This window comes from Paraburkholderia sp. J10-1 (genome assembly GCF_905220165.1).
Lineage (GTDB): Bacteria > Pseudomonadota > Gammaproteobacteria > Burkholderiales > Burkholderiaceae > Paraburkholderia.
The window spans coordinates 448511-461663 of record NZ_CAJMYW010000002.1; the positions used below are offsets into that span (position 1 = coordinate 448511).

At 66.1% G+C, this 13153-nt stretch carries 11 protein-coding genes; 9 read left to right on the forward strand and 2 right to left on the reverse strand.

All coding sequences use genetic code 11. The features are described from left to right. Positions 1–23 precede the first annotated feature (23 nt). Positions 24–2363 (reverse strand): FdhF/YdeP family oxidoreductase, encoded by a 2340-nt coding sequence (locus U5A65_RS08925; RefSeq protein ID WP_321946054.1) that lies wholly within the window; start codon positions 2361–2363, stop codon positions 24–26. Between the two features lie 190 nt (positions 2364–2553). Here U5A65_RS08925 and U5A65_RS08930 point away from each other — a divergent pair, with 190 nt between their 5' ends. The 7 genes from U5A65_RS08930 (at position 2554) to U5A65_RS08960 (ending at position 10134) form a co-directional block, all read left to right on the forward strand. Next, complete coding sequence (locus U5A65_RS08930) at positions 2554–4026, forward strand: PLP-dependent aminotransferase family protein (protein ID WP_321933976.1); 1473 nt, start codon at positions 2554–2556, stop codon at positions 4024–4026. 11 nt (positions 4027–4037) lie between these two features. Beyond that, positions 4038–4358 carry an ArsR family transcriptional regulator gene (locus U5A65_RS08935; RefSeq protein WP_321914429.1) on the forward strand — a complete coding sequence of 107 codons (321 nt, stop codon included), beginning with the start codon at positions 4038–4040 and terminating at the stop codon, positions 4356–4358. A 75-nt stretch (positions 4359–4433) separates the two neighbouring features. Continuing rightward, positions 4434–5363: a LysR family transcriptional regulator gene (locus U5A65_RS08940; RefSeq protein ID WP_321914474.1), complete on the forward strand. Its 930-nt coding sequence runs from the start codon at positions 4434–4436 to the stop codon at positions 5361–5363. Positions 5364–5453: 90 nt separating this feature from the next. Then, positions 5454–5879, forward strand: coding sequence for a MarR family winged helix-turn-helix transcriptional regulator (locus U5A65_RS08945; RefSeq protein ID WP_158760715.1), 426 nt, complete (start codon positions 5454–5456; stop codon positions 5877–5879). Between the two features lie 88 nt (positions 5880–5967). Further along, entirely contained in the window at positions 5968–7053 is a 1086-nt protein-coding gene (locus U5A65_RS08950) for an HlyD family secretion protein (RefSeq protein ID WP_321933975.1), read from the forward strand. A 64-nt stretch (positions 7054–7117) separates the two neighbouring features. Beyond that, on the forward strand, positions 7118–8653 hold the full coding sequence (locus U5A65_RS08955) for a DHA2 family efflux MFS transporter permease subunit (protein ID WP_321914473.1): 1536 nt from the start codon (positions 7118–7120) through the stop codon (positions 8651–8653). A 47-nt stretch (positions 8654–8700) separates the two neighbouring features. Continuing rightward, on the forward strand, positions 8701–10134 hold the full coding sequence (locus U5A65_RS08960) for an efflux transporter outer membrane subunit (protein ID WP_415764706.1): 1434 nt from the start codon (positions 8701–8703) through the stop codon (positions 10132–10134). Positions 10135–10163: 29 nt separating this feature from the next. Here U5A65_RS08960 and U5A65_RS08965 read toward each other — a convergent pair whose 3' ends face one another. Next, positions 10164–11099, reverse strand: a complete 936-nt coding sequence (locus U5A65_RS08965) for an AraC family transcriptional regulator (protein WP_321914425.1) — start codon at positions 11097–11099, stop codon at positions 10164–10166. A 149-nt stretch (positions 11100–11248) separates the two neighbouring features. Between U5A65_RS08965 and U5A65_RS08970 the strand changes: the two genes are divergently transcribed. Together U5A65_RS08970 and U5A65_RS08975 are read left to right on the forward strand one after the other, a co-directional pair. Next, positions 11249–11785 carry a carboxymuconolactone decarboxylase family protein gene (locus tag U5A65_RS08970; protein WP_321914424.1) on the forward strand — a complete coding sequence of 179 codons (537 nt, stop codon included), beginning with the start codon at positions 11249–11251 and terminating at the stop codon, positions 11783–11785. Positions 11786–11939: 154 nt separating this feature from the next. Beyond that, positions 11940–13133, forward strand: a complete 1194-nt coding sequence (locus U5A65_RS08975) for a thiolase family protein (protein ID WP_415764458.1) — start codon at positions 11940–11942, stop codon at positions 13131–13133. Positions 13134–13153: the final 20 nt, after the last annotated feature.

Sequence of the window (13153 nt, forward strand, 5' to 3'; positions counted from 1 at the left end):
CTTAGACGCTATATAGCCAGCGCTCAGGCTGCCGCAAGCACAGCGTCGGCGCCGGCCGACACGTCCGCTTTCGTGGGGCTCAGCAGCACCGGAATCGACTTCGAAGTCGGCGTGCCCGCGCCATCGGCGATAGAGGAGAGCGGCACGAGCGGATTGGTCTCGGGATAGTACGCGCCGAGGCAGCCGCGCGGAATGTCGTACTCCACGAGCATGAAGTCCTCGACATGGCGCTCCACGCCGTCGTCCCACACGCTCGTGATGTCCACGTGCTGGCCCGGCTCGAAGCCGAGCATCGTCATGTCCTCGCGGTTCGCGAACAGCACGCGGCGCAGGCCATACACGCCGCGATAACGGTCGTCGAGACCATAGATCGTCGTGTTGTACTGATCGTGCGAGCGCGTGGTCATGAGCGTCATGAGCCGCGGGCCATGCTCGGCGCGCGCGCGGTGGATCGGCGTGTCGAGTGCGATGGCGTGCACGACGAACTGCGCCTTGTTGCTAGGCGTTTTCCACACGCGGTCGCGCGAGGCTACGCCCAGGTGGAAGCCGCCCGGTTGCTTCAAGCGCTCGTTGTAGTTCTCGAAACCGTCGAACACTTTCTCGATGCCGTCGCGGATCTTCGCGTAGTCGGCGGCGAGGTCGAGCCAGTCCACCTTGTCGCTGCCGAGCGTGGCGTGCGCCATGCGCGCGACGATGGCGATTTCCGAAAGCAGGTTCGTCGAGGCGGGGCGGTTCATGCCGTACGAGATGTGCACCATGCTCATCGAGTCCTCGACGCTCACGCCTTGCGGCACGCCGTTTTGCAGGTCGATCTCGGTGCGGCCGAGCGTGGGCAGGATCAGCGCGTCGCGGCCGTGCACCAGATGGCTGCGGTTGAGCTTCGTGGTCACGTGCACCGTGAGTGCGCACGCGCGCATGGCTTCCCACGTGCGCGGCGTGTCGGGCGTGGCGATCGAGAAGTTGCCGCCAAGACCGATGAATACCTTCACGTGGCCTTCGAGCATCGCGTGGATCGTCTCCACGACGTCATAGCCGTGCTCGCGCGGCGGCTCGAAGTCATAGGCCTTGCCGAGGCGGTCGAGAAACGCCTGCGTGGGCTTTTCCTCGATGCCGACCGTGCGGTCGCCCTGCACGTTCGAATGGCCGCGCACCGGGCACAGGCCCGCGCCACGGCGGCCAATGTTCCCGCGCATCATCATGAGATTCGAAAGCAGCTGGATCGTCGCCACCGAATTCTTGTGCTGCGTGAGGCCCATGCCCCACGTCGAAATCACGGCACGGCCCTTGACGTAGATGTCGGCGAGCTTGAGCACCTCTTCGATCGGCACACCCGCTTCGGCCACGATCGTGTCCCACGATTCGGCGCGCAAGTCGGCGGCGAAGGCGTCGAAGCCAACCGTGTGCTCAGCGATGAAAGCGACGTCGAGCACGCGTTCGGTGCCGTTCGCGAGCGCTGCGTCGTCGAGTTCGATCACGCGCTTGGCCACGCCCTTGATGAGCGCGAAGTCGCCGCCCACGCGCGGGCGGATGAACACGGAGCTGATCTGCACGCCCTTGGGCGAGAGCATGTCGAGCGTGTGCTGCGGGCTCGCGAAGCGCTCCAGCCCGCGCTCTTTCAACGGATTGATCGAGACGATGGTCGCGCCGCGCTTCGCGCATTCGCGCAGTTCGCCAAGCATGCGCGGATGGTTCGTCGCCGGGTTCTGGCCGAAGATGAGCAGCGTGTCGGCGTGCTCGAAGTCGTCGAGCGTGACCGTGCCCTTGCCGATGCCGACCGTGCCGGGCAGGCCGCGGCTCGTGGCCTCGTGGCACATGTTCGAGCAGTCGGGGAAGTTGTTCGTGCCGTACATGCGCACGAACAGCTGGTAGAGGAACGCGGCCTCGTTGCTCGCGCGCCCCGAGGTATAGAACGCAGCGCGATTCGGGTCGTCGAGCGCGTTGAGATGTTTCGCGATGAGCCTGAACGCATCGTTCCACTCGATCGGCACGTAGCGGTCCTGCAGCGCGTCGTAGACGAGCGGATCGGTCAGGCGGCCATGCTGCTCCAGTTCGTAGTCCGATTGCGCCATCAGCTCGCTAACGGTGTGCTCCTGGAAGAACTGGGGCGTGACGCGCTTGCTGGTCGCCTCCGCCGCCACGGCCTTCACGCCGTTTTCGCAGAATTCGAACGTGGACGCGTGCTCGCGGTCGGGCCACGCACAACCGGGGCAGTCGAAGCCGTCGGGCTGGTTCTGCTTGAGCAGCATACGGTAGTCGCCGCCCGTCACCCTTTCCTTGATGAGGTTGATGGCGACCTGCTTGAGCGCGCCCCAGCCTGCGGCGGGGTGGTGATACGGCTCGATGCGACCTTGCGGCTTCTTCATGATGCGGTTGGCTTTTCGTGTTCCAGGGCGGTCTGCCCGATGAGCCAAGACTACTGTGTTCCTGTGCCCCCGGAGATCACAGAAAAACCGAAAAGCAAGGGATACAGTTGCGGCGTTTTGTCATAGACTTGCGGGGATCGACCGCGCGCGCGGCCCGACCCCTTTCCGGCTGCCTGGACCCAACCCGAACGTGACCCGCTACGAGCAACTCGCCGACGATATCGAAGCCGCCGTGCGCCGCGGCGTGTTCGGCCCCGGCGAGCGCATTCTCTCCGTGCGCCGCGCGAGCCAGCAGCACGGCGTGAGCATCAAGACGGTGCTGCGCGCCTACGCGCTGCTGGAAAGCCGCAGCGTGATCGAGTCGCGGCCGCAATCGGGGTATTTCGTGCGTGCGCGCGTCGGCGCGCCGCAAGGGCGCGGCGCGGTGGGCACACCAGGCTCGCAGGACAACGACGCCATGACAGTGGGCAAGCCGCGCCGGGCGAGCGCGCCGAGGCAGCCCGTGCCCGCCAACGTGGACGTGAGCCGGCTCGTGCTCTCCACGCTGCGCAGCATCGGTGCGCAGGATGCCGTGCCGCTCGGCTCGCCGTACCCGGACCCGGCGCTGTTCCCCTGGCGGCGCATCAACCAGTACGCCAATGCCATCGCGCGCCGCCACGCGAGCTGGAACCTCATCGACGACCTGCCGCCCGGCAACCCCGAGCTGATCCGCCAGATCGCGCGGCGCTACGCCGAAAACGGCGTGAGCGTCGATCCCGAGGAAATCGTCATCACCGTGGGCGCGACCGAGGCGATCAACCTGAGCCTGCAGGCGGTGGCGAGGCCGGGCGACACGGTGGCCGTCGAGTCGCCCACCTACTACGCGATGCTGCACGCCATCGAGCGTCTGGGCATGCGCGCCATCGAAGTGAGCACGCACGCTCATACCGGCATCGACCTCGACGCGCTGGAGCGCGTGCTCGAGCGCCAGAAGGTGGCGGCCTGCATGGTGATGCCGAACTTCCAGAATCCGCTCGGTTTTCGCATGCCCGACGCGAACAAGGCGCGGCTCGTGGCGCTTGCCGAGGCACACGATTTGCCGGTGATCGAGAACGACGTCTACCAGGAGCTGTACTTCGGGCAGACGCGGCCTTCCACGCTCAAGCAGTTCGACACGCGCGGCCTCGTGCTGCATTGCGCCTCGTTTTCGAAGAGCCTGTCGGCCTCGTACCGCATCGGCTGGGCGCTGCCGGGGCGTTACCGCGCGCAGGTCGAAAAGCTCAAGTTCCTCAACACGCTCACGACCCCCTCGGTTCCCCAGGTGGCGCTGGCCGACTACTTGCGCCACGATGGCTACGACCGGCACCTGCGCCGCGTGCGGCGCTTCTACCGGCAACAGGCGCGGCTCATGCGGGCGATGGTGGAGCGCTTCTTTCCGGCGGGCACGCGCACCTCGGAGCCGCAAGGCGGCTACGTGCTGTGGGTGGAACTGCCGCCGCGCGTCGATTCGATGCGGCTCTATCAGGCGGCGCTCGCGCAAGGCATTACCATTGGGCCCGGCTACATGTTCTCGATGCGCAACGAGTATCACCACTACATCCGGCTGAATTACAGCTACCCATGGAACGCGCAGACCGAAGCCGCGCTGAAGACGCTAGGCGAAATGGCTGCGAAGATGGCATGAGGAGACAGACGATGAACGCAGACGAAGAGCGCGAAGACGCCGACGCAGACGAGGCGGGCGTCGACCCGGTGCTGATTGCCGTGCTCGAGCAATTGTGGCGCGCCGAGTGCGAGAAGCACGGCCAGCCTGAGCGCCCGGGCCGCGCGTGGTCGCTTGCGAAACTCTCGAAGCAGGCCGGCGTGCCAATGAGCGGATTGCGCAGACAATTGACGTCGCTCGTGGACAGCGGCCTCGTGGTGACGACGCAGGCCGAAGATGGAACCGGCACGGCGAGTTTGTCCGATGAGGGGCGCGCGTTTTGTGCGGAGGTGTTCGGCGAGCCCGAAGCGTAGCGCCAGCCATCGCCATGCGCGAGTGAGCCGCGTTTGCCGGTGTTAAGCTACGCCAACGTCATCGCCCTCAAGACCATGGACTACATCGACAGCCTGCGGATCTTCCGCTCCGTCGTCGAGGCGCGCAGCTTCACGCGCGCCGCGGACATGCACAGCCTCACCACGCCCGTCGTTTCGCGCGCCATCGCACGCCTCGAAAAGCGCCTTGGCAGCCGGCTCTTTCATCGCAGCACGCGCGCGGTGTCGCTCACCGAGACGGCCGAGCGCTTCTACGAAGGCTGCTGCCGCGTGCTCGACGACCTCGACGCACTGGAGGCCGACGCCACCGTGCAAACGCGCGAGGCGAATGGCGTGCTGCGACTGGTCGCGCACACCACGGCCACCGTCAATCGCCTCGTGCCGCTCATTGCCAGCTTCAAGCGCGCGCATCCCAAGGTCACGCTCGACGTGATCCTCACCGAGCGCCCCGTCGATCTCATCGCGGACGGCTACGATCTCGGCCTCGTGCTGCCGTTCATGCTCAATAACGAATCGACCGTCACGCGCTTGCTGGAGCGCATTCCGCTCGCGCTTGTCACGACGCCCGCGTATCTCGAAGCGCATTCCACGCCGAAACATCCCGCCGACCTCGCCGACCACCTGTTCGTGCCGATGCCGCCTTCCATGCGCAAGCCCATGATCGTGTTTCGCGTAGGCGACGAGGAAGTCGTCGTGCCGCTGCACCACGAGATTGCCTCGAACAACCCCGAGTTCAACCGCGAGATGGTGCTGCAAGGCTTCGGCATCGGCATTCTTCCCGTCGCGCTCGTGAGGGAGGAGCTTGCGGCGGGCAAACTCGTGACGGTGCTCGACGCGTACCCGCTCGTCGACATGCAGATCGAGATTCGCCTCGCCTACACCACGCGCACGCTGCTGCCGGCCAAGGTGCGCGCGTTCATCGACCACGCCACGGCTTTTTTCGACGGCATGGCGCACGACGCGCCCGCCGAGGCGAAGGCAATCTGAAAGCTTTGCGACGATTGTTGTCGCCGCGGCCATAATGTGATGCCGCCCGTAAGGCTTGTTCGGGGCCCGATTGGCGACTACTCTGTGCATATGCACATCTATCAGTCACCCGAGCACGACGATTGCTTTGCCGTACGCCAGGCCGCGCGGCATCTGTCGCAGCTTTACGAGCGTCACCTGAGCGCGGCGGGGCTCACGCCCACGCAGTTCAGCATACTCGGCGCGCTCGGCCGTGCGTCGAGCCTCACGATGGCGGAACTCGGCCGGTCGATGGTGATGGAGCGCACCACGCTCGTGCGGGCCTTGCGGCCGCTCTTGCGCGGCGCGCTCGTGGCCGACGCGCCGGACCTGGGCGAGCGCCGCCGCCGGCTCGCGCTCACCCAGGCGGGCCGTTCGCGGCTCGACGCGGCGCATGAACACTGGCGCGCCGCGCAGGACGAATTCGAGCGCCGCTTTGGCGCGCAACGCGCCGCGTGGCTGCGGCGCGAGCTGTTTCGCATCACACGGGCTGTCTAACGTTGCAATGGATTTGCGGGTTGCGTCGCGTTGCTTCATACGGCGGCGTTTTTTTATCTTTAGTAGTGTATATGCACAGGTAAACGTCATGTCGAGTCCTTCCACTCCCGTTGCGGTCGAGCCGGCGCAGGCGAGCGAGCGTGCGCGCATCTCGCGCATGCGTCTCGCGCTAGGCGCGGTCGCTCTCGTGCTGGCGGCTGCCGCCGGCTACTGGTTCTTCGTGCTGCGCTTTGTCGAGACCACCGACGACGCCTACGTGGGCGGCAACGTCACCGTGATGGCGCCGCGCGTGAGCGGCTTCGTCTCGGACATTCCCGTGCAGGACAACCAGCGCGTACACGCGGGCCAGGTCCTGCTGCGCCTCGACTCGCGCGACTATGACGCGAAGCTTGCTCAGGCCAACGCGGAGTTGGGTAGCGCGCGCGCCGCAGTCGACGAACTGCAGGCGAAGCGCACGTTGCAGGAAGCGGTGATCAACCAGCATCAGGCCGAAGTGCGCGCATCGAATGCGGAACTCACGCGCAGCGCTCAGGACCAGACGCGTTACCGCGAACTGGTGAAGGACGACGCGGTATCGAACCAGCTGGTCGAGCGTGCGGATTCCGACTACGCGAAGGCCCAGGCATCGGTTGCGCAAAGCGGCGCAGCGGTGCTGGCGGCGCAACGCCAGCTCGACGTGCTGGCCGCGCAGATCAACGACGCACAAGCGCGGGTCGCGACCGCCGAGGCCAACCAGCGCCTCGCACAACTGAACGTCGAATACACGACGCTGACCGCGCCGGTGGACGGCTACATCGGCAACCGTACGGCGCGCGTGGGCACGCTTGCCAACGTGGGTGCGCCGCTGCTCACCGTGGTGCCTGCCACGGGTCTGTGGGTGGACGCGAACTTCAAGGAAGATCAGTTGAAGAAGATGCACGCGGGCGATCGTGCCGACGTGACGCTCGACGCAGCCAGCGGCACGTTGCACGGCACCGTGGAAAGCCTCGCTCCTGCCACTGGCGCGACCTTCAGCGTGCTGCCGCCCGAGAACGCCACGGGCAACTTCACGAAGATCGTGCAGCGCGTGCCGGTGCGCATCCGCATCGACGCCAATACGTCCGCGGGCCTGGAAGGCGCGCTGCGGCCCGGTCTTTCGGCGACCGTGAAGGTGCATCTGTCCGAAGCGCACTGAAGAGGTCACTGCGATGAACGCCACTACCAGCGCCGACCCGACGCTCGCTCCCCATCTCCAGCCGATGGCGCAACGCGCCTTTGCCTTCGCGCTGATGTGCATCGGCTTCTTCATGGCCACGCTCGACATCCAGATCGTCGCTTCGTCGCTGCGCGACATCGGCGGTGGTCTTTCCGCGAGTCAGGACGAGCTTTCGTGGGTGCAAACGGCTTATCTGATTGCCGAGATCATGGTGATCCCCATGTCGGGCTGGCTCTCGAAGGTGTTCTCCACGCGCTGGCTCTTCGTGGCCTCCGCAGTGGGCTTCACGATCACGAGCATGCTGTGCGGCCTCGCCTGGGACATCAACTCGATGATCGTGTTTCGCGGCCTGCAAGGCGCACTCGGCGCGGCGATGATCCCCACGGTGTTCACCACGGCCTTCGTACTCTTTCCTGGCAAGCAGCGTCTCGTTGCCTCCACAACCATTGGCGCGCTCGCTTCGCTCGCGCCCACGCTCGGCCCCGTGATTGGCGGCTGGATCACCGATCAATGGTCGTGGCATTGGCTCTTCTATCTGAACCTCGTGCCGGGCATTGCGGTGGCGGCGCTGGTGCCCAAGTACGTGAACATCGACAAGCCCGATCTTTCGCTTCTCAAGCGAGGCGATTATCTCGGCATCGCGCTCATGTGCGGCTTTCTTGGCTGCCTCGAATACGTGCTGGAAGAGGGCCCGCGCAAGAACTGGTTCGGCGACGACGTGATCGTGGCCTGTACGTGGATCTCGGCGATCTGCGGCTTTCTCTTCATCGTGCATGCGCTCACGGCGAAGGACCCGATCGTCGATCTGCGCGCGCTGCTCGTGCGCAACTTCGGCATTGGCAGCCTGCTTTCGTTTGTCACGGGCATCGGCATTTTCGTGGCGGTCTATCTCACGCCGCTCTTTCTTGCGGAAGTGCGCGGCTACAGCTCGCTGCAAATCGGCTTGTCGCTGCTTTCGGTGGGGGTGTTCCAGTTGCTCGCACTTGGCGTTTATGCCTTCGCTACGCGTTTTTTCAGCATGCGCGCGCTGATGCTGTTCGGGCTGATCTGCTTCGGGCTTGGCTGCTACCTGTATGTGCCGCTCACGCACGACTGGGGCTGGCAGCAGTTCCTCCTGCCGCAGGCGCTGCGCGGCATTGGCCAGCAGTTCGCCATTCCGCCCATCGTCACGATGTCGCTCGGCTCACTGCCGCCTTCGCGGCTCAAGTCGGCGAGCGGTCTCTTCAATCTCATGCGCAATCTGGGCGGCGCAATCGGCATTGCCGTTAGCGCGACGATGCTCAACGACCGGCTCAACTTCCACTATCTACGCCTGAACGAGAGCGTGAGTGGCGGCGTGCCGCAGGTGCAGTTGCTGCTGGCGGGCCGCGCCGTGTACTGGCAGTCCGTGGCGGGCAATGCGATCGATGCCGCAGAAGCCGGGCTCGCACAGCTGCACGCGCTGATTCTGCGCGAGGCGCTCGTGATGACGTTCTCCGATACGTTCTTCGTGCTCTCGCTTTGCTTCCTGGTCGCCATTGCGAGCGTGGCGTTCTCCAAGCCGATTTCGCTGGGCGCGCCGCCGCCCGACGCCCATTGAGGTGCTTCATGCCAACCCCGACCACTCCTGAACGCTCATCGAAGCCCATGCGCCTCGTGCTCTCCCTGCTTTCTGCCGCCGTGCTCGCCGCGTGCGCGGTGCAGCCCGCGCAGCATCCCGACCTGAGCGCCACGGTGCACGAAACGGCGCCCACGGCATGGCGTATCGACGCGCCGCACGACGCCATCGAGGCACGCGCCTGGTGGGCGCAGTTCGGCGATCCGACGCTCGACACGCTGCTCGCCACGGTGCTCGAAGGCAACCTCGATTTGCAGGCCGCCGCCGAGCGCGTGAAGCAGGCGCAAGCGGTCACCACGCAAAAGCATGCGGCGCTGCTCCCGCAACTCGACTTCACCGCGCACGGCGCCTATGAGCGGCAGAACACGCCGCCGCCGCTTGGCTACGTGAAGCAGGCGGGCGCGGGGCTCGCGCTGAGCTGGTCGCCCGACGTATTCGGCGGCGAGCGGCTCGATCTGCTCGCGGCGCAAGCGAACCTCGTGGGCCAGAAGCACGCGCTCGATGCCGTGCGTCTCGCGCTGGCGGCGAATACGGCTTCGGCGTATGTCGATCTGCGCTACGCACAGGCCGAGTTGAAGATCCTTCAGGACAACCTGGAGATTCGCAAGCGCACCTTGCTGCTCACGCAGGACCGGTTGAAATACGGCCTCTCCACGCAACTCGACGTCGCGCGTGCGCAAACGCAGCTAAGCGAACTGCAGGCACGTATCCCGCGCGCGCAGGCCAGCATCGACCATCAGTTGAACCTGATCGCGGTGTACACGGGGCGCACGCCGGAGTCGGTGGCGCAACTCGCGCTCGCGCAAACCGCGCCCATTCCTGGCGTGCCCACGAGCGTGCCGCAGATGCTGCCTTCCGAAGCCCTGCTGCGCCGCCCCGACGTGCAGGCCGCTTACGCTACCGTGCAGCAGCGCGCGGCGGAAGTGGGCGTGGCACGCGCCGAGCGCTATCCGAAGTTCACACTCAATCTCACGGACGGCATTCTCGCGGCGTCCTACCTCGGCATGCCCACGCTCACCGACAACCTCTTTAGCGCGGCGATCGGCGCGACGAGCCCGATCTTCAACGCGGGGCGCATTACGGCCGACATCGATCAGAGCGAGAGCCGCATGCGCGAGTCGCAGCTGAATCTGCAACAGACCATGCTGGAGGCTTTGCGCGAAGTGGAAGACAGCCGCAGCGATCTTGTGAGCACGGCCAGCCAGACGCAGCAGTTGAACGACGCGCTGGCTTCGTCGGCGCAGTCGCTCAAGCTTGCCAACCAGCTTTACAAGGGCGGTGCGACTGACTTTCTCGACGTGCTGAACGCGCAGCAAACCTTGCTCGCCGATCAGGACCTGCTCAACGACGCGCAGCGCGAGCGCGCGCAAGCGGCGGTGGCGCTGTACCGGTCGCTCGGCGGCGGATGGAGCCAGAGCGGCGACGTCGTGCTCGCGCAGGAAACGCCCGCGCACGGCGGCTGAAGGTCACGGACAACGTCGTGACCGCGACCTCAAGCGCCGGAAGCCGCCTCGCGCGCAAGCGAGCGCCACTGCGCGGGCGTCATGCCCACGTGGCGCTTGAAGCCGCGCTGGAACGCGGCGTCCGACTGGTAGCCCACGAATTCGCCGATCTCCGCCACGCTCTCGTTGCCTTGCGCGAGCATGCGGCCCGCGAGCGTCATGCGGATATCGGTGAGCACGTCGGCGGCCGAGCGGCCGATGGCCTCGTCGAAGTGCCGCGCAAACGTCGCGCGCGACATGTGGCAAAGCTCGGCCAGCTCGGGCAGCGTCCAGGGCTTGCCGGGCGTTTCGAACATGGCGTCGATGGCCGGTTGCAGACGCGGGCGCTGCGCGAGCGCGAGCAGGCCGCGCGGCGGGGCGTCGCCGGCGCTGGCATAGCGCAGCGTGAGCCCGAAGAGCGCGCCCGACAGATGGTTCACGAGCGACTCGCTGCCAGGCGCCGCCTCATAGGCTTCGTCGCGCAACAGCGCGATCAGGCGCACGAGACGTTCGGGCGGCTGCGCGCCATCGCGCGCGCTATGCACGACGAGGCGCGCAGGCAGATTCTCGCGCAGCAGGCGCTGCGGCACGGCCGGCAGCAGGAAGCGGCCGCACAGCACGTCGGCGGCGGCGCCTTCGCCTGCATTCGTTTCGACGGTCACGCCGTTTTCCGTGCGCGTGGCGACGGCGGCGGGCGCCGCGCCGCTGCCATCGTGCAGCACGTGCGCGCTGCCCGACGGAAACAGCACGATGTCGCCGGCATGCAGCGCGACGGGCGCGCCGTGCGCATCCTCCACGATGGCGCGTCCGGCAATCAGCACGTGATAGCGGATCTCGCGCTCCTTCGCCCCTGGCTCATCGATGCGCCAGGGCGCGCCGAAATGGCAGCGCACGTCGAGGCGGCCGGCAACGGGCATCAGCGCGAGAAGGCGGCTCAGCAGATCCATGGTGGGCGAGTGAGACGAATGAGCATGAAGTCGCGCCATTCTGGCATTAAAAGCGCGATGGTGCGCGCATACACTGCATCCATGCCATCGACGATGGCAACGCGACACAGACACCCGTTCGCGACCATGCAACGTTAAAGGAGCAAAACATGTCCCGTCTTTCCGCCGTCAAGCCTGAAGCCGCTACCGGCGCCGCCGCCGAAATCTTTGCGAAGATCCGCAAGGCCGTGGGCAAGGTGCCCAACGCGTACGCCACGATCGGCACACATAGCCCCGAAGCGCTGGGCGCGCTGCTCAACGTCGAAGCCGTGATCGCCGCTGGCACACTGTCCAAGCCCGACGTCGAAGCGATCAAGCTCGCGGTGAGCGAAGTGGCGGGCTGTGATTACTGTCTTGCGGCGCACACGCTGGCGGGCAAATTCGCAGGCCTCGCGCCGGATACGATGAAGGCGGTGCGCGCAGGAGACGCGACCGGCGATGCAAAGCGCGACGCGCTCGTGCACTTCGTTCGCCTGCTGGTGACCACGCACGGCACAGTGCCCGAAGCGGAAGTGAGCGCCATTCGCGAAGCCGGTTATACCGAGCGCCAGATCGTGGAAATTGCGCTCGCCGTGACGTCGATTACGTTCACGAACCTCGTGAACCGCATCAACGATACGACGCTGGATTTTCCGGCCGCGCCGTAATGTAACGGCAACAGTTTTACCCACCCCGCGTGCGCTGGACACGACATCAATCGTGCCAGCGCACGCGAGCGCATGTTCGACAAAATCGTTTGAAAGTGTGCATATGCATACTTAGAATGTAAGTGGAACGGCGTACATCAAAGGAGAGTTGTCCATGAGCAAGCTGAATTCGCGCGAGATCGTTTTGTGCCAGCCGGTGCGTACGGCAATTGGCGGTTTCAACGGTGCGTTCAAGGGCGTTCCCGCCACGGAGCTAGGCGCGGCGGCCGTGCGCGAAACGCTCGCGCGCGCGAAGCTCGATCCCGCGCGGCTCGGCTCCGTGGTGCTCGGCAACGTGATCCAGGCGGGCAACAAGATGAATCCTGCCCGTCAGGCCGAGCTTGGCGGCGGCGTGCCGGTTCAGGTGCCCGCGCTCACGGTCAACCGCGTGTGCGGCTCAGGCGCGCAAGCCATTGCGAGCGCCGCGCAGGAGGTGATGCTGGGTCTTGCCGATGTTGCGCTCGCGGGCGGCATGGAGAACATGGACCGCGCGCCGTATCTGCTGGACGGCGGCCGCTGGGGCTATCGCATGGGCAACGCCGAGATTCACGACAGCATGCTGCGCGATGGTCTCGTCGATGCATTTTCGGGCCAGCATTCGGGCTGGCATACGGAAGACCTGGTGACGCAGTCCGCGCTCACGCGTGCCGAGCAGGACAACTGGGCCGTGCGTTCGCAACAGCGCTTTGCTGCCGCACAAGCGGCGGGGCGCTTCAAGGAAGAAATCGCCGCGGTGGAAGTGAAGGGCAAGAAGGGCATGGAGCGCATCGATACCGACGAAGCGCCGCGCCCCGACACGACGCTCGAAGCGCTTGCAAAGCTGCGCCCCGCGTTTCGCCCGGACGGCACGATCACGGCGGGCAACGCACCGGGCCTGAACAGCGCGGCGAGCGCGATGCTCGTGGCCGAGCGCGGCTTCGCTGAAAGCGAGGGACTTTCGCCGATGGTGAAGCTCGTGGCGTGGGGCGTGGCGGCGGTGGAGCCGGGCATGTTCGGCCTTGGCCCCGTGCCCGCCGTGCAACTCGCGTTGGCACGCGCAGGCTGGTCGCTTGCCGATGTCGATCGCTTCGAGATCAACGAGGCATTCGCGGCGGTGCCGCTTGCGGTCATGAAGCAACTTGGCATTCCCGAGGACATCGTGAACGTGGAAGGCGGTGCGATCGCGCATGGCCACCCGATCGGCGCGACGGGCGCGATTCTCACCACGCGTCTCGCATGGTCGATGCAGCGCGACGGGCTGCGTCGCGGCGTCGTGACGCTTTGCATCGGTGGCGGCCAGGGTATCGCGCTCGCGCTTGAGAAAGTATGATGGCCGGGCCACGTGAGGCG